The sequence below is a fragment of the Aminobacter carboxidus genome (assembly GCF_014863355.1).
GTDB lineage: Bacteria > Pseudomonadota > Alphaproteobacteria > Rhizobiales > Rhizobiaceae > Aminobacter > Aminobacter carboxidus.
The window spans coordinates 292,936-315,436 of sequence record NZ_JACZEP010000003.1 but is presented as its reverse complement, the minus strand read 5'-3'; the positions used below and the strand labels follow the sequence as shown (position 1 = coordinate 315,436).

Below are 22,501 nucleotides of genomic sequence, written 5' to 3'. Positions count from 1 at the left end.
CTGAATGCCGAGCGCCCGCGAACGTATTGAAAGACAAAAGGCCAGCCCGTCTTTGCTCAGGCTTCACCGTGCCCTCAGCCGTCTGAATTCCATCGTCACGATGATGAACACCGGTGCCCATCCCGACGATGAGCAGAGCGGCCTGCTCGCCTGGTTCCGCCTTGGCCTTGGCGTGCGCGTCATCGTCGCCTGTTCGACGCGTGGCGAAGGCGGCCAGAACTCGCTCGGGCCGGAGCGCCTTGGCGTGCTCGGCATGATGCGCACGCGCGAGATGGAAGAGGCCGCGCGCGAGCTCGATGCCGACGTCGTCTGGCTCGGCCATGGCCCCGACGACGAGGTGCATGACTTCGGATTCTCCAAGGACGGCGATCAGACCTTCACCCGCTGGGGCGAAATGCGCACGGTCGAGCGGCTGGTGCGCGCCTACCGCAGCGAACGGCCCGACATCGTGATCCCGACCTTCCTCGACGTGCCCGGCCAACATGGCCACCACCGCGCCATGACCCGCGCCGCCGAAAAGGCGATAAGGCTTGCCGCCGACCACGACGCTTTCCCTGAACATTTCAAGGAAGGCTTGAGCCCCTGGCAAGTGGCGAAATATTACCTGCCGGCATGGTCCGGCGGCGGCGACACCTATGACGACGAAGTTCCGCCTCCCGATGCGACGGTTGTCGTCAGCGCGCCCGGGCGCGAACCGGCGACGGGCGCGGAATATGACCGCATCGGCGAATGGTCGCGCTACTATCACGCCTCGCAAGGCATGGGGTATTGGCCTGATGTGCCGAAGTCGCGCTGGCCACTGCATCTGTTGCTGGCCGCCAATGGTACAAAGGCCGAGGCATCGGTGCTCGAAGCGCTGCCGGCAACGCTCGCCGATCTCGCCGCGTCGCGAGACCTCTCCTATGAAGCCGCGCAGGCACTGAAGGCCGCGTCTTCGGCCATCGACAGGGCAATCGCTGCCTTCCCGAACGCCGATGCGATCATCATGGCGCTGACCGAAGCGGCCACCCAACTTGGCGCTGCCGGCAAGAATGTCTCGCCCGCATTCCTCGAACTTCATCGCCACCGCCTCGACCGCAAGGCGCGAGAGATCGACGCCGCCTTGATCGAGGCCGCCGGCCTCTTCGACCGCGCGACGCTGTCGCCGTCGACAGTGTCGCCGGGCGAGACAGCCAATCTCACTGTCGACCTCGCCCCGGCCGGTGACAGTCGTTCGGTCGAGGTCGAGGTGATCCTGCCCGATGCCATCACGGCAAATGCCGAGACCGGCACCGGACGCCGGCGCAACCTGAAGATTGTTGCCGCAGCCGGCGCCGCCTTCACAAAGCTCTATCCGCCGTCATGGTCTGCTCTCGGCGGCAATGGCGACGCCCATGTCGTCATCTCAGCGAAGTTCGGCGACCATACGGCCCGTGCAACTTTCGACCTCGAAGAGCCATTTGCCGTGCTTCCGGCAAGCTCTGTCGTAATGGAGCCCGAAGCGATCATCGTACCGCTCGACGGCACAAGGCGCGAATGGTCGATCAAGCCTGCCGTCGCCGGCAGGGATGCGGCCATCTCGCTCAACATGGATGGCGGCTGGTCGCTGGCCCAGGTGGAAGGCGGCCAGGTCATCCGCGCGCCCGAAACACGTATCGCTGGGCTTTCAACCATCACCCCGCTCGTCGGCGGACGACCGGCATTGCGGCTGACCCCGATCGCCTATCCGCACTTCGGCCGCGTCACCCATCGCCAGCCAGAAGCGCTGCGCGTGCTTACGCTCGACCTCAAGCTGCCGCAGGGCGCTGTCGTTGGTTATGTCGGCGCTGGTGCCGACCGCATCGGCCTGTGGCTGTCGCGCATGGGCCTCGACGTCACCGAGCTCGACGCCAAGGCACTTGCCGGCGACCTCAGCCAATACACCACCATCGTCGTTGGCATCTTTGCCTTCGGCATCCGCAAGGATCTGGCAGCAGCGACCGAGAAGCTGCATCGCTTCGTCGAAAATGGCGGCCACCTTGTCACCCTTTACCACCGCCCGACCGACGGTTGGGATCCACTAGCGACGCCGCCGAGGAAACTCGAGATTGGCTCGCCGTCTTTACGCTGGCGCGTAACGGATCCGACCGCCGAAGTTACGGTGCTGGTGCCGGACCACGTCCTGCTCAGGGGGCCGAATGTGATCGGCCCGCAGGACTGGTCCGGCTGGAACAAAGAGCGCGGGCTCTATTTCGCCGCGCGCTGGGACGAGGCCTACCAGCCTCTGCTGGCCATGCACGACTCCAACGAACAGCCGCTGATGGGAGCGCTGGTCTCGGCTGAGATCGGCAAGGGCCGCCACACCCATACAAGCCTCGTCCTTCATCACCAGATGGACAAGCTTGTGGCGGGCGCATTCCGCTTGATGGCAAATCTTGTCCAGCCAGCCTGACAGCACGGTGACGCCCGAGGCGGGGGAAGAGCGTCACAAGGCCAACCGCGAGGGCATCGTCTGGGTGCTCGCCGACATGCTTCTGGTCTCCGGCGGCATGACGGCGCTCGTCAAGGCACAGGGGCTGATCTACCCGGCGTTCCAGCTCGTCTTCATCCGGGCGATGATCGGCCTGTTGTTCATCCTGCCTTTGATCTGGCGCCACCGCCACCACATCCGCCACACCAAGCATCCCTGGCAGAACGTCTCGCGCATCAGCTGCAACGCGATCGCGCTGACCAGCCAGTTCATGGCCTACACGCTGCTGCCGCTGGCCGTGGTCAACGCGCTGAGCTTTTCCAGGCCACTCCTCACCATGGCCATGGCTGTCGCCTTCCTCGGCGAGACGGTGTCGCGCCTGCGCTGGGTCGGTGCCACCTTCGCCTTTGCCGGCGTGCTCGTCATGCTGGCGCCCGGCGGCGTCGAGTGGAACCTAGGGCTGCTCGCCGTGTTCGCCACGGTGGTCTTTGGCTCGCTCGCCATCATCCAGACGCGCATGCTGCGCGATGAAAACACCACCGTGATGATGGTGTTCTACACCGTCGGCCTCGCGGTCATCACCGCTGTCCCGGCCATCTTTGTCTGGCAGCCGGTCAAGACCTTCGACTGGGTGCCCCTGCTCGGCATCGGGCTATTGGCGCAGGCCGGGCAATACTGCTTTTTGCGCGCTTATCGCCTGGCCGATGCCAGCGTGCTTGCTCCCATCGGCTACCTTTCCATCGTCGTGACGACGGCCGCAGGTTACATCTTCTTCGACGAGGTGCCCGACCAGCGCATCGTCATCGGCGCGGTCGTCGTCCTCGCCGCGTTGCAGACAACCGCCTATCTCGAGCGCCGCGCCAGGAAGTGACGGTCGCCCTTTACAACCGGCGACCGCCATACACAGGCGGTCGCCAAATACCTGAACCGACGGCCCCGTGATGCGGAGTGGACCTCCTGGAACGGGCAGGACGAGATCAGCTCGTCACGCCCATGATCTTGCCGAGGTAAGCGACATATTCGCCGAATTGCGGCAGGGCGCGGGTGGCGGCGGCATCGCGAGGACGCGGCAGGTCGATCACCACCTCCTCGATGATCTTGCCGGGCCGGTCGGCCATGACGAGCACGCGGTCGGAAAGGAACACGGCCTCGGCGATGCTGTGGGTGATCAGCATCACGGTCTTGCGGTGTTCCTGCCAGATGCGCAGCAGCTCGACATTGAGCTTGTCGCGGGTCAGCGCATCGAGCGCGCCGAAAGGCTCGTCCATCAACAGGATCGGCGGATCGAGCACCAGCGCCTGGCCGATCGAGGCACGCTGGCGCATGCCGCCCGACAGCTGGTGCGGATAGGCGTCGGCGAACTTGCTGAGTGACAGCACCTCGAGCACCTTGTCGACCGCCTGGTCGCGGGCTTGCGCCGGCATCTTGCGGATGCGGGCGCCAAGCTCGACGTTCTTGCGCACGGTGAACCAGGGCAGCATGTTGTTGGTCTGGAAGACCACGCCGATGTCTGGCCTGGGCGAATGGATAGCCTCGCCCTTGACCGTCGCCGCGCCGCTCTCATACGGGATCAGGCCGGCTATGATGCGCAAAAGCGTGCTCTTGCCGCAGCCGCTCGGCCCGAGCACGGAGACGAACTCCTGATTGCGTATGCCAAAGTTGATGTCTTCGAGCGCCTTCACCTTGCCGAAGGCCTTGTTCAGACCCTTGGCCTCGATGTGGTAGGCCTGAGGCTGTGCCGCCGGCGTCACGCTGTCCTTGTGTGCCTCGATGGTCGCCGTCGCCGACATGGTTTCCTCCCGAACTGCAATATTCATACCTGGATACCCCGCCACCAGACGGACTTGGCCGCGAATTCGATCAGCGCGTAGAGCACCAGCGAGATCAGCGTGATGACGATGATGCAGCCGAAGACGAGGTCGGTGCGCGACGAGGCGGTGCCCAGCATGATCAGGTTGCCGAGGCCGCGGTCGGAACCGACGAGCTCGCCGATGATGGCGCCGATCATCGCCAGCGGCATGGCCACGCGACAGCCGTCGATGAAAGCAGGCAGCGCGCTCGGCAGGCGCAGTGTCGTGAACGTCGTCCATGGCCCGGCGTTGAGGGCGCGGAAGTGCTCCTCCAGGTTCTTGGCCGTGCCGGCGAAGCCACCCAGCGTGGCAACGACGATCGGGAAGAAGGCGAACAGGAAGGCCATCGCCACCTTGGAAACGAAGCCGTAGCCGAACCAGACGATCATCAGCGGCGCCAGCGCGCTCTTCGGCGTCGTCTGCAGCGCCGTCACCAGCGGGTAGATGGTGCGTTGGGCGAAGGGCGAGACATAAACGATCATGCCGATGATGATGCCGACCACGACAGCGGCGATGAAGCCGATCAGCACTTCGGCGAGCGTATACATCGAGTGCTCGAAGATCTGGCCGCGTGATTCCCAGATCGCCACCAGGATCGCCGAGATCGGCGGCAGGATGTATTTTTTCACTTCGAAATAGCGGACGCCGTATTCCCAGAAGAGCAGGAAAGCTCCGAAAAACAAGACGACTTGCGCGTAGGCGACAAGCCTTGGACTAACGCCTGACATGATGGCTCCTCCCTGATCGGCGTCCAGGGTGGCCTCGCAGGCAGCGGCCCCGGAAATCTGTTCGTCGCATCCGGTTGCCGGTGCGCTCTTTGAGGAGGAGCGCCAGCATTGCCGGCGCCCCTCGGTCTCTATCGGCTCGCAGGCCTCGGCCTACTCGCCCAGCTTGTCCTTCACCACCTGGTGGGGCGGTGGAACGACGAAGCGCTTGAAATGCCACTGGTCGAAGGCGTCGATGTTGCGTGCCCAGACCTGCGCGACATGCGGGTTTTCCTCGGTCACCTGGATCATGTCGCAATAGATCTCGCAGTTGTTGCCGTCGGGATCCTTGAACACGAGGAAGCAGTTGGCGCCCGGGCCATGCTTGCCGATGCCGCGGACGATCTCGACGCCGCGCTCCTGCAGCATGTCGGCCGCCGCCTCCATGTCCTCGAGGCTGTCGACCAGGTAGGAGAAGTGCTCGAGGCCGGGCCGCGAGTACTTCGGCAGGTCGTCACGATCCGGCGAATCCGCCGGGATCTGCGACAGTGCGAGGTCATGATGGTCGGAGCCTGCGCGCAGGAACACCATCTTGTCCTCGATCCAGTCCGAGACCTCCAGTCCGACGACATTGGTGTAGAAGTCGACGGACTTGTGGATGTCGCGAACCATCAGGACCATGTGGCCCAGCTTCCTGACGTTGATCTTCTTCTTCATGGTCCTCATCCAGGAGTGAAGTCAGCCCTCAGCGGCTGATGTTGCGGTAGAGGTCAGCAGTCTTGATGCTGTCGTCGACGACGAAGGCCTCACGCACGAAGCCCATGGTCTTTTCCATGCGGTCCTCGCGGACGAAACCAAGGTCCTTGTTTTCGGCATTGGGATCGCGGACCAGCGCGTTGATCTGCTTGACCTGCTCGAGCACGATGCTCTTTTCCAGCGTCGGATACTGCTTGACGATCAGTTCGGCCGACTCGTCGGGATTCTGGGCGAGATACTCGTAGCCGCGATAAGAAGCGTCGAGGAACTTGTCGACGACCTCGGGCTTCTCGGCCAGCATCTGCTCGGTGGTGACGAAGCCGCTGCCATACATGTCGAGACCGAAGTCGCGATACTTGATCATGCCGATCTTCTTGCCGCTCTCGCCGGCATTTTCGGTCAGGATCGGCAGGCTGGCGCCCTCCCAGCATTCGGCGAGATCGACCTTGCCTTCCAGGAAGGCCGAGGTGATGACGGCCGGATTCATGCGCAGCAGCTTGAGGTGATCCTTGGGCAGGCCATTCTCTTCGAGCCAGCTCGGAACGATGTTCTGCACCGGCGAGGTGGCACCACCGCCGACGGACTTGCCGGCGAAGTCGGCGAGCTTCTTCTCGCTCTCGCCTTCCTTGGTCAGGTAGCAGAGCGCGCCCGGCCAGACGGTGTTGATCGAGCCGACGAACACGGCCTTGCCGCCATTGGCGCGGTTGAGAATGACGGAGACCGGATCGCCGTAGCCGATGTCGAACAGGCCCTGGTCGATTTCGTTGACCGTGCGCTGGCCGCCATAGCCCTGGTAGACGGTGACGTCGAGGCCGGCCTCGTCATAGAAGCCCTTGGCCTTGGCGACCAGGATGCCGCCGACGCTACCCTGCGGCAGCCACGACATGTTGAAAGAAACCTTCTCGGCTGCCGACGCGGCGGCCGTCATGCTTGCTACGGCACCTGCAAGGGCTAACCCGCGCAGTGCCTTCCCGAAACTCATTGCCATACTGTCCTCCTCAGTGTTGGGCCTGGTTTTTGAATGCTTCTTATCCGACCGGCATCGCCCGTATCGGATTTGTTATGGCGCCGACCTTTTCGACGGCCGCCGTGACGATGTCCCCGCAGTTGAGGAATTCGCCGGTCCCCATGCCGACGCCGTCAGGCGTTCCGGTGGCGATCAGGTCGCCCGGCCTAAGCGTCAGGATAGACGACAGATAAGAAATCTGCTCGGCGACGGAAAAAATCATCGAACCGGTGCTGTCGTCCTGCTTGCGCGTCCCGTTCACGTCCAGCGTCAGGCGCAGGCTCTGCGGGTCGCCGATGCAGGCGGCCGGCACAAGCCACGGACCGAGCGGGGCGAACGTGTCGAAGCTCTTGCCCCGGAACCAGTCGAATTTGAAGGGGAAATCGGTGCGGCGCGTGAGATCGCGCGAGGTGATGTCATTGATGACCGAATAGGCGGCGACATGCTCGAGCGCCTTTTCGACCGGAATGTCACGGCCGCCGATGCCGATCACTGCCGCCAGTTCGACCTCCCAATCGACCTTCTGCGCATGCTGCGGCAGGATCACCGCCTCATCAGGACCGATGATGCTCGAATCCGCCTTCATGAAGACATAGGGCTGGCTTTCCGACTTGGCGGCCAGCACCGTGCCCATCTCCTGAGCATGTTCGACATAGTTGGACGCGGTGGCGAAAATGCGGATCGGGCGATAGGGAGCGCAAAGCTGCGTGCCGGTGCCCAGCGGTTCGTATTTCGGGCCGGCGGCAACGACGCTTTCGGCAAGGGTGGCCAAGGCCGGCGCCACGTCCTGCCAGCGATCCAGGATGCCCGGCACACCACTGGCGATCCACTTCTCCCAGGCCTGGTCATCCTTGCCCGCAAGGCGCGCCACCAGCGCGAGGTCATAGACGCCCTGCTCCGTCACCAATACGGGCCGAACTTCGTCCCTGATCACTCGTTGTCCTAGCGCGTGCCACACCACTGGCTGGCTCCTTCCTTGTTGCCTGCTACTGTTATTGCATACACTTCATCATCTGTGTATGCATGTCAAGCGTAAGGTGCGCACAGAAAGCGAGTTTCTGACAATGTCTGAGGTCGAATTGTTCCATGAATGGGGTTCGGTTCAGTCCTTCAAGGTGCGCATGTGCCTGGCGGAACTCGGCCTTCCCTGGATCTCGCACCGCATCGACCTGTCACGCTTCGACAATCTCGCAACGGCGTATCTCGCGGTGAACCCAAAGGGGCTGGTGCCGGCGCTGCGCTGGAACGGCGAGGTCTTCGTCGAATCCTCCGACATCAATGAACTGCTCGTCGACATTGCCGGCGGAGGGCAGTTGCCCCTTGCGGTAGAAGAACGCGCGCGCGCGCGCGTCTGGACGCGCTTCGAGGACGAGGTGGTACATCCCGCCGTTCGTCCGCCGACCTTCAATCTGATCCTCAAGGCGCGCGTGGCGAAGATCGCCGCCGTCGAATTCGGCGAGCTGATCGCGCGGCATCCGCTTCCGGCCAGGCGCGAAGCTTATGTGGCCGCGGCAAACGCGGCCTTCGATCGCACAGCCGTCATCAACTCCATCAGGATTTTTCGAGACGTGCTGGCAAAGATGGAGCGGGCGCTTGCCGCAACCGACTGGCTGGCAGCGGACCGCTTCTCGCTCGCCGATGTGGCGATGGCAGCCTTCATCGACCGGTTGGACCGGCTGGCGATGCCTGTCTTGTTCTCGCCCTTTCCCAAGGCATCCGGCTGGGCGGCGCGCATCCGCAGCCGTCCGTCATTCGCCGCGGCCCAGGGGCCGGACAGCGCTCGCCCCGATCCGCTCGTCGACACTGGCCTCGTCAAAGCACTGCTCGCCGAGGCGTTCGGCCACACCGCAACAATGGAAATGGAATCGCTTTGATGGATCACGCCATGCAGATCGCCACACTGGACGACGGCAAGACCTTGCTCGACCGCCTGTTCTTCGATGCCCGCAGCCAGAACGGCTGGCTCGACCGTCCGGTCGAACTCGCGCTGTTGGCGCGCATCCACGATATCGCCAAGATGGGCCCGACGAGCATGAACTGCTCGCCGCTGCGCATCGTCTACCTGACGACGGATGCGGCGCGCGAAAGGCTGAAGCCGGCGCTCGCCGCCGGCAACGTCGCCAAGATCATGACCTGCCCGGTCGTCGCCATCTTCGCCACCGACTACGACTTTGCCGAAAAGATGCCCTACCTGTTTCCGCACACCGACGGCAAAGCCCATTTCGAGCGCAACCGGCACATCGTCGACGACACCGCATTCCGCAACGCCACGCTGCAGGCGGCCTACTACATGCTGGCAGCGCGCGCGCTCGGCCTCGACTGCGGTCCGATCTCGGGTTTCAACCGCGCCGCCACCGACGAGATCTTCTTTGCCGGCAGCGCCATACGTTCCAACTTCATCTGTGGCATCGGGCATGGCGACCCGGCCAAGCTATTTCCCCGGCACCCCCGCCTGCCCTTCGAGGAAGCCTGCACGGTCCTCTGACCGAGCTCTGCGCAAGAAAAAGCCCCCGACGCAAGCGCCGGGGGCAGGCTATGGGTGCAAAAAAATCGGTTGCTTGAAAAGTCTTGAACCAGGCCTTGGGTAGAACGTCAGCCCGGCCGGCGCGCGACGACCTTGAGCTCGACGACCATGTCGGGGTGCGGCAGCTGACTGACGCCCACTGTCGTGCGGGCCGGACCGTCTGAGGCAAACCACCTGTTGTATTCGCCGTTCATCGCCGGATAGTCGGCCATGTCGGTGAGGAAGATCGTGACGTCGACGAGGTCGGCAAGAGTGCCTCCCGCCGCGTGCAATGTCTCGGTGATGTTGGCGACGATCGCACGGAGCTGTTCGGCCACGTCGTAGCGCACCTCCCCCGACAGCCTGTCGACGCCGGCAATGGTACCGTCCTTGCGCCGAGCGCTGACGCCCGACAGGAACAGCAGGCCACCTGCTTCGCGCAGGAACGGATAATTGGCGAGCGGCGTCGGCCGTTCGGTTAAAGCCATACTCACGCCGCCTTCTCCAGCGCCCAGGGCGAAAAGCCAGCCTGGTCGACGGCAGCGAAGAACTTCTGCTCGGCCTGCGCGTCGAGTTCGACCAGCGGTGCGCGAACCGTCCGCCATTCCGCTGAGCCGAGCTCGCGTGCGATCAGCGACTTCATCGCCTGGATCATCGCGAACTGCTGGAACAGCGTGCGCACCATGGTGGCCTTGGCAAAGGCATCGGACGCGCCCAGCTTGGCCGTGTTCACGATCGCGTCGACCATGCCCTTGGCGTTGACGTTTGCGGTCGCCGAGATGCAACCGACGGAGCCTTTGGCGATGGTTTCGCCGAGCAGGATCTCGGAGGCCGGGAACACCTTGAAGCCATCGCCGATCTCTAGGTAGCGCGCGAGGTTTTCGCGATCGCCCGAGCTGTCCTTGATGCCGACGACATTGGGATAGCGGCGGCGCAGGCCCTCGATCAGCTCGACGGTAACAGGAACGCCGGTGAACTGTGGGATGTGATAGAGCACGACCTGCAGCTTGTCCGAACCCACGGCCTCGATCAGGCGGCCGTAGTGGCGGATCAGCCCTTCGATCGACGCCGGCTTGAAGAAGAACGGCGGCAGCACCAGCACCGCCGGCGCACCGGCGTCCACCGCCGCACGCGTCAGCTCGACGGTCTCCTCGAGCGAGTTGGCGCCGGTGCCTGGCATCAGCGCCGAGGCCGGGATGCCGGATGCAACGACCTCATCGAGCAGGCGGCGCTTTTCCACCAGCGACAGCGAGGCGGCTTCGCTGTTGGTGCCGAAGATCGCAAGGCCAGCACCCTGGTCGACAACCCAGCGGCAGTGGCGCAGGAAACGCTTCGTGTTGACGGTCAGGTCCGAATTGAACGGCGTCAGCACGGGTGCGTAGACGGAGAGAAGCTCCTGGTTCATGGGTCTCACTTTCGCTTTTGACAGGACAAGCCGCAGGGAAAGAGACCGCATTCGTCGATGGCGAAGCGCATGATCTCGTGTCCCAGTTCTTCTTCGTGCGTATCGAAATGCGCGACGATGGATGTGTGGTTGTGGCGGCTGAGCTGGACAAAGCGCGGCGCCTTGCCGCTGCGCATCGCGTGCCGCTGGACGAACTCGGCGCCATAGGCGTCGATGTAGCGGTTCTCGAACTCGGCGACGGCGACCAGCACCGGGAGCGGGTTGGTGCCGGCGTGGATGACCGGCGACAGCGCCTCATAGACAGCCTCGTCGTCACCGAAATACTGGCGAACATTGCTGGCGTTGGGATTGCTTGGCAGGCTGTCTGCCCTGAGCCGCGCGCTGATCAACACAACACCTCGGATGTCGGGGCTCGGGCGCCGTCCAACATGGGGGTCGTGGAGATAGCCGGCGACATGGCAGCCGCCTGCGGAATGGCCAACGATCAGGATCGAGCGCGGATTGCCGCCGAAGCGCTCGATGTTGGCGGCGATCCAGTCGATCGCCGCGGCCACGTCGCGCGCGCCCTCGGGATATTGTGCGCCCGGCGCCAGCCGATACTCGACATTGACGCCGACGAGGCCCTGGCGGCTGAACCAGCGCAGCACATTGTCATAGATGAGGCCGTCCGTGCTCTTCGACCCGCGCGTGAACGCGCCGCCATGCACGAAGACGACGACCGGCCGGCCACGCCCGGAAGCGCAGCGGCTGCTGCTTTCGAAGACGTCGAGGCGATGGGCTGGATCGGCACCATAGGCGAGGTCGCGATGGATGACGATGTCGTCATTCTCGGCCTTGGCGCGGTGATGGGCACGATAGACGTCGAGCACCACCTGGCGGCTTGCGCCCAGATCGTCGTTCCACACCTTGCCGATGGCATCGAGCCGCGCCCGGTCATCAGCGGAAAGTCCCGCAAATCGCATTTCGCTGTCCCTGCTCCTTACGGAGGGGCCATCAAGCAGGTGTACCCACGCCCCTCATTTGGCTTGGATAGCAGTCAATTTCACACTTGACAACATATTTGCATACACAGATTAGTATTTGCATACACAGAAAACAGATACTGTGTTGCGAGGCGGCTTCCGCTTCGCCGTCTAGACCTGTGAAAGGAAATCCAATGGCCAAGTTGCGCCATCTCGCGATCGCCGTCTCCGACCCCGAAGCGGCGGCCCAGTTCTTTGAGAAGGCCTTCGGCATGACCCGCGCCGGCCAGGCGATGCGCGGCGTCTACATGACCGACGGCATCATGAACGTCGCCCTTTTGAACTTCGGCGAAGAGCCGATTCCAGGCTTCGAAAGCGAGAAGAACTACAACGGCATCATCCACTTCGGCATGTGGGTGGATTCGGTCGAGGAAACCGACGAACTGGTGAAGGCTGCCGGCGGCTCGTACATGAACGGCCGCAAGGAATCGAACCCGAACGTCTTTTACGAAGTGAAGTACAAGACCCCCGAAGGCATCGTTTTCGACGTCACCGAGAACGGCTGGAAGGGCGCGGTCAAGAACGTCAACGCCGCCTGATCTGGCCCGCACCAATGCCGGGGCAAACTAGCACCCTGGCATCGGGCCAGCCCCGGCCGCCGGTCTTGGGCGGCGGCAACAAAACGGAACGGAGCATTCGAGATGGTCAAGTCCACGATCGCGGTGACAATCCCCGTATCGGACACGTGCCTGTCGCGGCTGTCCCAGTCCTACGACGTGATCACGCTGCCCGCAGGGTTGGGCAGCGGATCACCGGATATCGATTTCAGCGGTGTCTGGGCCGTGCTCACCAACGGCAGCACCGGCCTCTCCGACACCGAGATGAGCAGGCTGCCCGACCTCAAGCTGGTTTCTGCCTATGGCGCGGGCTACGAGAATGTCGACGTCGAGGCCGCAAGGCGCCGCGGCGTCCACGTCACCCACGCGCCGAACACCAATACCGAAACCGTGGCCGACCACGCGCTCGCCCTGATGCTGACGGTCGCCCGCGACATCTGCCAGCGCGACCGCCGTCTGCGCGCGGGCGCCTGGGGCGCGATCCGCTCGGCCCGCCCGACGCTGTCAGGTGCCGCCCTCGGCATCATTGGCCTCGGCAATATCGGCAAGGCCGTGGCCAGGCGCGGCGAAGCCTTCGGCATGCGCGTCGCCTATGCCAGCCGCAACAGGGTGGCCGACGTAACCTGGGCGCATGTCGCCGATCCGGTCGCACTTGCATCCCAAAGCGATTTTCTCGTCGTTGCCTGCCCCGGCGGGCCGGCAACGCGCCATCTCGTCGACCGTCGCATGCTCACGGCACTCGGGCCCGACGGCTTCCTCGTCAATGTCTCGCGCGGCATGGTGGTCGACACCGAGGCGCTGATCGAGGCACTGCGCGACCACCGGATCGCCGGCGCCGGCCTCGACGTCTTCGAAGGCGAACCCGAATTGCCGGCCGCTCTGGCAGGCCTCGACAATGTCGTGCTGACCCCGCATATGGCGGGACGCTCTCCGGCCGCCGAAAGCGCCCAGATCGACGTCTTTCTCCACAACCTCACCGCGTATAGCAACGGTGGTATACTCAAAGCCCAGCTTGCATAAATCTCGGGCTGTCACTAAATCGATTGGAGTCTGCCGTCGCGGCAGATCGCCCATTGCCGTGAAGACCGGAAAGCCGAAAGCATGACCACCATCGCCTCGCAGATCTACCAGGCCCTCGCCGAGGAAATCGCCAAGGGCGTGATGGTGCCTGGCCAGAAACTCGAGGAAAAGGTCATCGCCGAGAAGTTCGGCGTCTCCCGCACCCCGGTGCGCGACGCGCTGCGCGAGCTTGGTGCACGCGGCCTGATCGAGATGAATCCGCGCCGCGGCGGTGTCGTCGCCCGCATCGACACCGAGCAGATGGCCGACATGCTGGAGGCCGAATGCGAAATCGAGGCGCTGTGCGCCCGGCTCGCGGCCCAGCGCATGAGCGCGCTTGAACGCGAACAGCTTTACGAACTGCACCGCCAGTATGCCGAATGTGCCGGCAACAAGGACATCGAGGGCTGCCGCGACATCAACCGCAAGTTCCACGACGCCATCTGCCGTGGCGCCCACAGCGTTACCATCACGGCCATGGCCGTCGACCTGCGTGTGCGGCTGGCACCTTTCCGCCAGCACCAGGCTGGCCCGGCCGATATCCGCCTGCAGCAGTCGCTCGACGAGCACCAGAAGGTCGTCGACGCCATCCGTGCCAATGACGGCCCGGCCGCATTCGCTGCCCTCTACCAGCACAATGCCCGCCTCAGCGCCGGCGTGATGAGCCGCTTCGCCGCAGAAGCAGCCAAATAGCAAGACGCCCCTCTCGACCTGGCGAATGATCCGCACCCGGTCAGTGGCCGGATCGCGTCCGCACGTCCGCGCCTGAAGCACGGACCCACCCGCATTTCCAATTCCTCGCCCTTGCGCGACGCGCTTTCGCGCACCCTTAGGCATGTCGCAAGGCATCAACGCAAATGTGCATATCAAATCATTTGCATTCTTAATCTTAGTTGTGCATACATAGTAATCGTATTGCATACTACACAGCACCTGTAGCCGCCGGCACATCGAGGGTGCGCAACGGCGATATTCAAGACCCGAATTCTGGAGGAGAAATCATGGGCAAGAATGCACGGTATTTGACTTTGGCTCTGGCTATGGCGGCAACGAGTATGTTGTCCGCCCCGGCTTTGGCTGCCGGAAAGACGATCGGCGTCACGGTTCCCTACTTCGCCTCGCCGTTCTGGAAGGCCGGCCTTTACGGCGTCGAGACCGCCGGCAAGGAAAAAGGCTACACGGTGCTGAAGGGCGACGCCAAGGACAAGGCTGAGCTCCAGATCGAACAGATCCGCAGCTATATCGACAAGAAGGTGGACGCCATCATCATCGGCGCGGCCGATGCCGCCGCCGTCGGCCCCGCCGTCGAAGAAGCCATCGACAAGGGCATTCCGGTTATCGCACTGTCGGTGCCGCCGAAGTCCGACCGCCTGACGTCATTCGTTGGCGCCGACAACATCGGCATGGGCCGCCTGCAGGGCATCTGCCTTGGCCGCGCCATCGGCGGCAAGGGTGAGGTCGGCCTGTTTGCCGGCCCTGACGAGATCTGGGCCAAGCTGCGCGTCACCGGCTTCAAGAACACCATGGAAGCCGACTTCCCCGACATCAAGATCGTCGCCGAAAAGGCCGGCGGCACCAAGGATGCGGGCGTTGCCGCAGTCGAATGGGTCAAGGCCCACCCCGACATGCATGGCATCTTCACCGCTGCCGACACCATGGCTGTCGAGTCGATCAACCAGCTCGGTGCGACTGTCGACAAGATCAAGGTCTCGACCTCCAACCTCAACGACGACGCGCGCGCGGCCCTGGAAAACGGCAAGCTGACCTGCGCGTCGCTGCAGCCGGCGGTGGCCATGGGTCGCGATGCCGCCCGTGAGGCGATCGCCGCCATCGAGGGCGGCAAGGTGCTTGGCCGCATCGAGGCCCCGGCCCTGCTGGTCACCAAGGAGAAGGTCGCCGACTACGACTTCTCCAAGATCATCGCTCCGGCCGACTACCAGCCATAAGCGCCAAGTCGCTCGAAAGGCACTTCAGACAGGCACTTCAGCAAAGGGGAATCCGGCCAGTCCGGGTTCCCCTCGTCTTTACCACTTCCAGAGAACCCAGCGATGTTGACCCTTGCACTTGCCCTTGTCCTCTCCGGCGCCATCGCCGGCCTCCTGGCCGGTCTGTTCGGCATCGGCGGCGGCGCTATCCTCGTCCCGGTCATGGTCCAGGCGCTTGCGCTGCTCGACGTCGACGAGGCCATCCGCATGCATCTCGCGGTCGCGACATCGCTCGGCATCGTCGTGCCCACCTCGATCCGCTCCTTCATGGCCCACCGCAAGCATGGCGCCGTCGACATGCCGCTGCTCAAGAGCTGGGCGATCGTGCTGCCGGTCGGCGCGATCCTCGCCTCGGCGGTTGCCGCGGTCATTTCGGGCGCCAGCCTGAAGTGGATCTTCACTGCCATCGCAATGGTTGTCGGCATCAAGATGCTCATCAACAGGCCCGGCTGGGTCGTCGCCCAGGACCTGCCCGGCCAGCCGGTGCGTTCGCTCTACGGCCTGCTGATAGGCTTCTTCTCGACGCTGATGGGCATCGGCGGCGGCATCATGAACAACACCTTCATGATGCTGTACAACCAGCCGATCAAGCGCGCGGTGGCGACGTCATCGGGCGTCGGCGTGCTGATCTCCATTCCCGCCGTCATCGGCCTGATCATCGCCGGCTGGCACAAGACCGACCTGCCGGCTTACTCGCTCGGCTATGTCAACATGCTGGCCGTGGCGCTCATCATGCCGATCTCGCTGCTCACCGCCCCGCTCGGCGCACGCATGGCCCACGCCGCTTCAAAACGCACGCTCGAGCTGTCCTTCGGCGTCTTCCTGCTTGCGGTTTCGGCCCAGTTCGCATGGGCACTGTTGGCGTAAGGCTGCGCCAGCGCCAACTTGTGCTCGGCCACGAATTGGGGACGCGACGCCAATGGCGCGCCCATTCATACCGGCATAACAGCTCCGCGAAACCTTCGGGTTCAGCCCCTAAGCCGGCCCGGCCTCGACGCCGAGCTGAGCGGCTTGGGCCAGCAGTTTTTCGAACACGCCCTGATGCAGCCTCACACCGTCGGCGAGCGCTTTGTGCTTGCGCCCAGCAGCACTTTCGCCAGGCAGACGGACACGCTCGACGCCGGGACGCGGCGGGTTGATGCGGCAGGCGTCGGCGAGCCAGGCGGTCTGGCGGTCTGGCGGTCTGGCGGTCTGGCGGTCTGGCGGTCTGGCGGTCTGGCGGTCTGGCGGGTGAAGGCCGCTTCGCCGGAGAAGGCAGTGGGGTCAAGCATGGCAAGGCCCTCGGCAGCCATGCGGCCGCCGACCGTGATAATCGTCGTTGTCATCGTTCTTTGCAGTCGTGCCGCCAGCGCGGCTGAAGTTCAGCCGACCAGAGGTCAGCGCGAGAGGTCGAGCACCTTGTTTTCGAACAGGCGGTTGCGCGAGCCCTCGAGGTGCTCGCGCATGCGGTCGCGCGCCAACTCCGCCTCGCCAGCAGCAATCGCATCGCAGATGCCGCGATGCTCGTCATAGACCTGTTCGAGCTTGGTCAGCGGGCCCATCAGCGACAGGCCGTGCAGGTTCATGCCAACGGCGATGTGCTGGCGCAGCGCATCGAGGCAGGCGGTGTAGTAGTGATTGTTGGCTGCCTCCGCCACCGAGCGGTGAAACAGGAAGTCGACATCGGAGCGGTGGGTCTGGTCGCGCGTCGCGTCGCGCAGTTCCGACAGCGCGGCGCGCATCTTCTGCATCGCGGCGGCGTCGTGGCGAAGTGCGGCGAAATAGGCAGCCTCCGGCTCGATTGTCAGGCGGAACTCGTAGCAGCGCTGGATATCGGCAATGGTCTTGACCGGGGAGAAGCCGAGGCTGGTCTTCTGGGTGTCGAAGACACGGACATAGGTGCCCGAACCCTGGCGGGAATAGACTAGGCCGACCTCGCGCAGGCGGCCCAGCGCATCGCGCACCACGGGTCGGGAGACGCCGAGCAGCGTCGCCAGGTCGTGTTCACCCGGCAGCTTGGACCCCGAGGGGAACTCGCCTGAGACGATGCGCTCCTGCAACTGGTCGAACACCTTGTCGACCAGCTTGGGCGCCTTGGAAACACCCTTGCTGCCGTTGCCCGATTTTTCGCCGGTGTCGGTGGTATCAGGCTCTGTTCCGTCCTGCTGCAGTTCGGTCGTCATGTGTGTTCCGCCTGTTCCCCGCTCGGTGGCCGCAAGAGATCGGAGAGAACCGCGACCGTCCCGAATCCGCCGGATTTTACGACACAGCGCAGCCCCTCGCCATGGTGTGTCGCAATGGTGAACCAGGGCAGGCCCGGCGCAACCTCGCCCTGCGGAAATAACACGTCGGCGCCAAGCGCGCCAAGTATGGCCAATGCGGTATCGCCGCCGCCCATGACCAGCGTCGAGGGGCGCATCAGGTAAACGGCATCGGCGACGGCTTCGGCGAAGCGCGCAGCGATGCGTGCCGGCTGCTCGATCATCTCTCCGATACAGCGCACCACCGTCGGCAAGGTGCAGTCGGCGGGCAAGGCGAAGCGGCCGTTTGGGGCGTCGATGATCTGGACGTGGCGACAATCCTCCAGCAATCGGGCAACCTGCTGGTCTGTGATGGGATCGCGCGAGCCGAAGGCGAACAACACGTTCCCGCCGCTTTCAAATGAGACGGCAGGCTTCGAATTGTCGTTGGCCCGCAGACGACGGGCGAATGCCAGGCCCAGCCCCCGTGCCCCGACCGCAACGCTGTTGCTCCAGTCGGTGCCAGCGACGACCTGATCGAGATCGGCGTCGGTGTCAGAGTTGCGGACGGAGACGCGCCTGGCAATTCCAGAAAATATCGGCAAGATAGGCAAAGGCATATCGACACCGCGACCGACGACCGCACCGTCGCGTGTGGTACGGCCCTGGTCCGGAACGGCAGGTGCCACCACCAGAGCCTCGCGGCCCGAGGCCTCGGCCAGCGCATCGGCCTCGGCGCCGACATTGCCTTTCAGCCGGGAGTCGATCTTCTTCATGACGATGCCAGGGGCATGCGGCATCAATCGGCTCGCCACGTCGCGTATCCGGGCTGAGGCGACCTCCGCCGACAGCGCTCGCGAAGCCGTGCTCACGGCAAAGACGTCGGGTTCGCTCGCCAGCGCCTTGCCGGTCGCGTCGGGTGTCATCGCCACCGCCACCTTCAGTCCCGATGCGACAAAGGGCGCCGAGGTATCGAGCGCTCCGGTCAGGTCGTCGGCGACGATGGCGAGCATCAGCGTCATCCTGCGGTTCCCATGTCGACGGCATGGCAGGCAACGTGGTGGCCGGTGACCACCTCGCGCCACTCGGGCACGACGGCCCTGCACTTGTCCATGGCGATGGGGCAGCGCGTGTGGAAACGACAGCCGGCCGGCGGCGAAAGCGGGCTCGGCACGTCGCCGACGAGGATCTGCCGCTGCCGCGTCTTCTCCAGTTCCGGGTCCGCTTCCGGCACGGCGGAAAGCAGCGCCTTGGTGTAGGGATGCAGTGGGTTGGAAAACAGCTGTTCGCGTGTCGCGAGTTCCGCAAGACGGCCGAGATACATCACCCCGACCCGGTCGCTGATATGACGCACGACGGCGAGGTCGTGGGCGATGAAGAGATAGGTCAGGCCGTATTTTTCCTGCAGATCGAGCAGCAGGTTGATGATCTGCGCCTGCACCGACACGTCGAGCGCCGAGATCGCCTCGTCGCAGACGATGAATTTCGGCTGGCAGGCGAGCGCCCGGGCAATGGCGACGCGCTGGCGCTGGCCGCCCGACAGTTCGTGCGGGTAGCGCTGGGCAAAACGCGCGGGCAGGCCGACATCTCCAAGCAGGCGCGACACCCGCTCCGGCAACTCGGCCTTGGTGGCGAGTTTGTGAAACAGGATCGGCTCGCCGACGACTTCGCCGATTGTCATGCGCGGGTTGAGCGTCGAATAGGGATCCTGGAAGACGATCTGCAGCTCGCGGCGATAGGGACGCATGCGCTTCTCGTCGAGCGATACGATATTCTCACCCTGGAAGATGACCTTGCCCGAGGTTGCCTTCTGCAGGTTGAGCAAGGTGAAACCGGTGGTCGACTTGCCGCAGCCGGATTCGCCGACCAGCGACAGCGTCTCGCCGGCGAAGATGTCGAAGTTGACGTCGTCGACTGCATAGACGGTCGCCCCGCGTTCGCCAAACGCGCCGAGGCGGACGACGAAATGCTTGACGAGGTTCTCGACCTTGATCAGCGGTTCGGCAGCCATCACGCGGCCTCCATCATCTGGCGCTGGGCGACGAAGCAGGCGACGCGGTGGCCATTGCTGCCGACAACCGGTTCAAGCGCCGGCACACGTTCGTGGCACACAGCTTCGGCCAGCGCGCAGCGTGGCGCGAACGGGCAGCCCTTGGGGCGACGTCCCGGCTCGGGCGGGGTGCCACCGATCGAGGACAGCCGGCTCGCACGCTCGTCCGACAGCTTCGGGATCGAGGCCAGCAATCCGCGTGTGTAGGGATGGGTCGGCCTGGCGAAGAGTTCGCCAACCGGAGCATCTTCGACCACGGTTCCGGCATAGAGCACGGCGACACGATCAACCAGGCCGGCAATCAGTGCGAGGTCGTGGGTGATCCATACCACCGACATGTTGAGCTTCTTGCGCAGGTCCTTCACCAGGTCGACGATCTGCGCCTGTATGGTCACGTCGAGCGCGGTGGTCGGTTCGTCGGCGATCAACAGTTCCGGGTCGCAGGCAAGGCCCATGGCGATCATCACGCGTTGGCGCATGCCGCCCGACAGTTCGTGCGGATAGGCCGTGATACGTTGCTCCGGGCCCGGGATGCCGACCAGCCTCAGCAATTCGATCGCGCGCGTGCGCGCCTCGGCCTTGTTCATGCTTCGATGGTAGATCAGCGGCTCGCAGAGCTGGTCGCCGATGCGCATCACCGGGTTGAGCGAGGTCATTGGATCCTGGAAGACGAAACCGATCTTGCCGCCGCGCACCTGGCGCAGCTCCGACTTCGACATCCTTAACAGGTCGCGGCCGGCGAACTCGGCGGTGCCGCCCTTGACCTTGATCTTGTTGGGCAACAGCCGCACCAGGGAGAGCATGGTCAGGCTCTTGCCGCAGCCGGATTCGCCGACGACGCCAACCGTCTCGCCTTTGCCAACGGTGAGGTTGATACCGTCGACGATGACAGCAGGACCACGGCGGGTTTCGATCTCGATGGTCAGGCCGCGAACGTCGAGCAGCGGCTTCTGGATTTCGGGAGCGGTCATTTGCTGCCCCTCGGGTTGAGAGCGTCGTTGAGGCCATCGCCGAGGAACGAGAAGGCGACGGTGGCGAGGCCGAGCACGGCGGCTGGAGCGGCAAGCAGGTGTGGGTAGTGCTGCCAGACGCGCAGGCCGTCGGAGATCATGTTGCCCCAGCTTGGCGTGGGCGGATTGACGCCGACGCCGAGGAAGGAAAAGGCGCTCTCCAGCACCATCGCCGTTCCGAGCCCAGCGCTGACCGAGACGATCAGCGGGCCGATGGCGTTGGGCACGATGTAGCGCATCAGGATCAGCCGGTTGGTCAGGCCAAGTGCGCGGGCGGCGGTGACGTAGGGCCGGCCGCGGATCGACAACACCTGGGCGCGCACCAAGCGGGCATAGGGCGGCCAGCTGATCAGCGCCATCGAGCCGAATACCAAGAGGAAATCGACCCAGATGGTTTCGCGGTAGAAAGGGTTCAGCGTCGCCTGGTAGCGCGCTTCCATCCAGGCGGTTATCGGCGTCTTCAGCGAAGCGTTGATGACCACGACCAGCAACAAGTTGGGCACCGACATGGTCATGTCGGTGAACCACATGACCGTACGGTCGAACAATCCGCCGAAGAAACCGGCCATGGCGCCGAGCGTCACGCCGATGGCAACTGCGATCGTCGTGACGACGATGGCCACGACGAAGGCCGTGCGGGTGCCGTAAACGACACGAGAGAAGACGTCTCGGCCGAGATCGTCGGTGCCGAACAGATGGGCCAACGATGGCGCCTGGTTGCGGGCGTTCAGGTCCTGGGTCAGGAAGTCGTAGGGCGTCAACCAGGGGCCGAAGACAGCGACGAAGGCGAGCAGGACGACCACGGCGAGACCGGCGACCGCCAGCTTGTTGCGAACCAGGCGGTGCCAGGCATCGCGCCACAAGCTGACGGGGGGCTCGTCGTCGGCCACTGACGAGGAGAGATTGACGGGCGTGATCGTCATGTCAGCGGCTCCTCATCGTGTCGTTGGCGCGCGGATCGAGCAGCGGATAGAGCACGTCGACCAAAAGGTTCGACAGCATCACCAGGAACGAGCCGATCAGCGTGATGGCCAGGATGACGGGATAGTCGGAATTGGTCAGCGCCGAGACGGTCAATCGGCCGAGGCCGGGCAGACCGAACACCAGCTCGACGAAGATGGCGCCATTGACGATGGTGATCATGATCAGGCCGAGCTGGGTGACGACGGGCGTCAGCACCGGCCGGAGGATGTGCCGGAAGGCCACCACCATCTCGGGCACGCCCTTGGCGCGAGCGGTGCGAACGAAATCCTCCGACAACACCTCGATCACGGCGGCCCGGGTCTGGCGCACGATCAGCGCGATCGGCTGGAACGAGAGCACGAGCAGCGGCAAAAGAATACGCACATCGAAGATGCCGCCCCAGCCGTAGGGAACACTGCCGCCGGGCAGGATGAGGATCAGGAGCACCATCAGCAACGGACCGGCGACATAGGCCGGAATGGCCCAGAGGAACAAGGCCGAGCCGAGGATCGCGTAGTCGACCTTGGTATTCTGGTTCATCGCCGCGATCATGCCGAGCGGAACGGCAACGACGGCGGTCAGCACGACGGCGCACAGGCCGAGCTTGAACGATACAGGTGCGGCGGCTGAAACCATTGCCCAGACCGAGCGGCCCGAGGTCAGCGAATTGCCGAAATTGCCCTGGATCAGGTTGAGGATGTAGCTGCCGAACTGGACGAGGAACGGCCGGTTGAGGCCGGCGGCATCGCGGATCGCCTCGATCTTTTCGGGATTGTAGGCGACGTCGCCGGGCGCGCGCAGGAAGATCAGCTTGATCGGGTCGCCGGCGCCAAAATAGGCCATGGCATAGACCGCCAGCATGACCAGCAGAACGGACGGGATCCACAGCAGCAGCCGTGTTGCAATATAACGCAGCATGGCGGGCGGCCTCCCACCGCACGGTTAGTCCTAACGAGGAGCATAACACGGGGGCCGAGCCCCCGT

General features: G+C 64.2%; 24 protein-coding genes. 9 read left to right on the top strand and 15 right to left on the bottom strand.

Going from position 1 to position 22,501, the window contains the following annotated elements; all coding sequences use genetic code 11:
* The first annotated feature begins 4 nt into the window (after positions 1 to 4).
* Both IHE39_RS13375 and IHE39_RS13370 read left to right on the top strand, forming a co-directional pair.
* Complete coding sequence (locus tag IHE39_RS13375; RefSeq protein ID WP_192566803.1) at positions 5 to 2,410, top strand: PIG-L family deacetylase; 2,406 nt, start codon at positions 5 to 7, stop codon at positions 2,408 to 2,410.
* A 7-nt stretch (positions 2,411 to 2,417) separates the two neighbouring features.
* Complete coding sequence (locus IHE39_RS13370; RefSeq protein WP_343070088.1) at positions 2,418 to 3,299, top strand: DMT family transporter; 882 nt, start codon at positions 2,418 to 2,420, stop codon at positions 3,297 to 3,299.
* A 106-nt stretch (positions 3,300 to 3,405) separates the two neighbouring features.
* On the opposite strand, the gene IHE39_RS13365 is transcribed toward IHE39_RS13370, so the two are convergent.
* From IHE39_RS13365 to IHE39_RS13345, 5 genes are all read right to left on the bottom strand, one after another.
* Positions 3,406 to 4,218, bottom strand: a complete 813-nt coding sequence (locus tag IHE39_RS13365) for an ABC transporter ATP-binding protein (RefSeq protein ID WP_192566801.1) — start codon at positions 4,216 to 4,218, stop codon at positions 3,406 to 3,408.
* 23 nt (positions 4,219 to 4,241) lie between these two features.
* Entirely contained in the window at positions 4,242 to 5,006 is a 765-nt protein-coding gene (locus tag IHE39_RS13360; protein WP_184770499.1) for an ABC transporter permease, read from the bottom strand.
* A 150-nt stretch (positions 5,007 to 5,156) separates the two neighbouring features.
* Positions 5,157 to 5,699 carry a VOC family protein gene (locus tag IHE39_RS13355; protein WP_210322390.1) on the bottom strand — a complete coding sequence of 181 codons (543 nt, stop codon included), beginning with the start codon at positions 5,697 to 5,699 and terminating at the stop codon, positions 5,157 to 5,159.
* 28 nt (positions 5,700 to 5,727) lie between these two features.
* Positions 5,728 to 6,720, bottom strand: a complete 993-nt coding sequence (locus IHE39_RS13350) for an ABC transporter substrate-binding protein (protein ID WP_210322389.1) — start codon at positions 6,718 to 6,720, stop codon at positions 5,728 to 5,730.
* Between the two features lie 46 nt (positions 6,721 to 6,766).
* On the bottom strand, positions 6,767 to 7,678 hold the full coding sequence (locus IHE39_RS13345) for a fumarylacetoacetate hydrolase family protein (RefSeq protein WP_210327561.1): 912 nt from the start codon (positions 7,676 to 7,678) through the stop codon (positions 6,767 to 6,769).
* A gap of 130 nt (positions 7,679 to 7,808) precedes the next feature.
* Between IHE39_RS13345 and IHE39_RS13340 the strand changes: the two genes are divergently transcribed.
* The gene (locus IHE39_RS13340; RefSeq protein ID WP_192566799.1) at positions 7,809 to 8,618 is read left to right on the top strand and encodes a glutathione S-transferase family protein; all 810 of its coding nucleotides are present in this window, start codon (positions 7,809 to 7,811) and stop codon (positions 8,616 to 8,618) included.
* A complete protein-coding gene (locus IHE39_RS13335; RefSeq protein WP_246485471.1) occupies positions 8,618 to 9,229 on the top strand; it encodes a malonic semialdehyde reductase in 612 nt (203 codons plus the stop codon). Before IHE39_RS13340 ends, IHE39_RS13335 begins: the two co-directional genes overlap by 1 nt.
* Before the next feature lie 107 nt (positions 9,230 to 9,336).
* Here IHE39_RS13335 and IHE39_RS13330 read toward each other — a convergent pair whose 3' ends face one another.
* From IHE39_RS13330 to IHE39_RS13320, 3 genes are read right to left on the bottom strand one after another with little or no spacing between them, the layout of a single operon-like run.
* The gene (locus tag IHE39_RS13330) at positions 9,337 to 9,735 is read right to left on the bottom strand and encodes a RidA family protein (RefSeq protein ID WP_192566933.1); all 399 of its coding nucleotides are present in this window, start codon (positions 9,733 to 9,735) and stop codon (positions 9,337 to 9,339) included.
* A 2-nt stretch (positions 9,736 to 9,737) separates the two neighbouring features.
* A complete protein-coding gene (locus tag IHE39_RS13325; RefSeq protein WP_192566798.1) occupies positions 9,738 to 10,652 on the bottom strand; it encodes a dihydrodipicolinate synthase family protein in 915 nt (304 codons plus the stop codon).
* Between the two features lie 5 nt (positions 10,653 to 10,657).
* Positions 10,658 to 11,614: an alpha/beta hydrolase gene (locus tag IHE39_RS13320; protein WP_192566797.1), complete on the bottom strand. Its 957-nt coding sequence runs from the start codon at positions 11,612 to 11,614 to the stop codon at positions 10,658 to 10,660.
* 194 nt (positions 11,615 to 11,808) lie between these two features.
* Here IHE39_RS13320 and IHE39_RS13315 point away from each other — a divergent pair, with 194 nt between their 5' ends.
* The 5 genes from IHE39_RS13315 to IHE39_RS13295 all read left to right on the top strand — a co-directional run bounded on the left by IHE39_RS13315 (position 11,809) and on the right by IHE39_RS13295 (position 16,142).
* Positions 11,809 to 12,213 carry a VOC family protein gene (locus tag IHE39_RS13315; protein WP_192566796.1) on the top strand — a complete coding sequence of 135 codons (405 nt, stop codon included), beginning with the start codon at positions 11,809 to 11,811 and terminating at the stop codon, positions 12,211 to 12,213.
* Positions 12,214 to 12,315: 102 nt separating this feature from the next.
* The gene (locus tag IHE39_RS13310) at positions 12,316 to 13,251 is read left to right on the top strand and encodes a 2-hydroxyacid dehydrogenase (RefSeq protein WP_192566795.1); all 936 of its coding nucleotides are present in this window, start codon (positions 12,316 to 12,318) and stop codon (positions 13,249 to 13,251) included.
* 81 nt (positions 13,252 to 13,332) lie between these two features.
* Positions 13,333 to 13,983: a GntR family transcriptional regulator gene (locus IHE39_RS13305; RefSeq protein ID WP_192566794.1), complete on the top strand. Its 651-nt coding sequence runs from the start codon at positions 13,333 to 13,335 to the stop codon at positions 13,981 to 13,983.
* A 362-nt stretch (positions 13,984 to 14,345) separates the two neighbouring features.
* Positions 14,346 to 15,236: a sugar ABC transporter substrate-binding protein gene (locus IHE39_RS13300; RefSeq protein ID WP_192566793.1), complete on the top strand. Its 891-nt coding sequence runs from the start codon at positions 14,346 to 14,348 to the stop codon at positions 15,234 to 15,236.
* 102 nt (positions 15,237 to 15,338) lie between these two features.
* Entirely contained in the window at positions 15,339 to 16,142 is an 804-nt protein-coding gene (locus tag IHE39_RS13295; RefSeq protein WP_192566792.1) for a sulfite exporter TauE/SafE family protein, read from the top strand.
* Positions 16,143 to 16,324: 182 nt separating this feature from the next.
* On the opposite strand, the gene IHE39_RS13290 is transcribed toward IHE39_RS13295, so the two are convergent.
* The 7 genes from IHE39_RS13290 to IHE39_RS13260 are packed head-to-tail and all read right to left on the bottom strand — an operon-like array spanning position 16,325 to position 22,435.
* Entirely contained in the window at positions 16,325 to 16,600 is a 276-nt protein-coding gene (locus IHE39_RS13290) for a hypothetical protein (protein WP_192566791.1), read from the bottom strand.
* A 51-nt stretch (positions 16,601 to 16,651) separates the two neighbouring features.
* Positions 16,652 to 17,437 (bottom strand): FadR/GntR family transcriptional regulator, encoded by a 786-nt coding sequence (locus tag IHE39_RS13285; RefSeq protein ID WP_184770487.1) that lies wholly within the window; start codon positions 17,435 to 17,437, stop codon positions 16,652 to 16,654.
* Positions 17,434 to 18,516 (bottom strand): four-carbon acid sugar kinase family protein, encoded by a 1,083-nt coding sequence (locus IHE39_RS13280; RefSeq protein ID WP_192566790.1) that lies wholly within the window; start codon positions 18,514 to 18,516, stop codon positions 17,434 to 17,436. Before IHE39_RS13280 ends, IHE39_RS13285 begins: the two co-directional genes overlap by 4 nt.
* Entirely contained in the window at positions 18,513 to 19,505 is a 993-nt protein-coding gene (locus IHE39_RS13275; protein ID WP_192566789.1) for an ABC transporter ATP-binding protein, read from the bottom strand. Before IHE39_RS13275 ends, IHE39_RS13280 begins: the two co-directional genes overlap by 4 nt.
* Positions 19,505 to 20,515: an ABC transporter ATP-binding protein gene (locus IHE39_RS13270; RefSeq protein ID WP_184770484.1), complete on the bottom strand. Its 1,011-nt coding sequence runs from the start codon at positions 20,513 to 20,515 to the stop codon at positions 19,505 to 19,507. Before IHE39_RS13270 ends, IHE39_RS13275 begins: the two co-directional genes overlap by 1 nt.
* The gene (locus IHE39_RS13265) at positions 20,512 to 21,477 is read right to left on the bottom strand and encodes an ABC transporter permease (RefSeq protein WP_210322386.1); all 966 of its coding nucleotides are present in this window, start codon (positions 21,475 to 21,477) and stop codon (positions 20,512 to 20,514) included. The genes IHE39_RS13270 and IHE39_RS13265 overlap by 4 nt, the downstream gene beginning before the upstream one ends.
* Before the next feature lies 1 nt (position 21,478).
* The gene (locus tag IHE39_RS13260; RefSeq protein ID WP_184770483.1) at positions 21,479 to 22,435 is read right to left on the bottom strand and encodes an ABC transporter permease; all 957 of its coding nucleotides are present in this window, start codon (positions 22,433 to 22,435) and stop codon (positions 21,479 to 21,481) included.
* Positions 22,436 to 22,501: the final 66 nt, after the last annotated feature.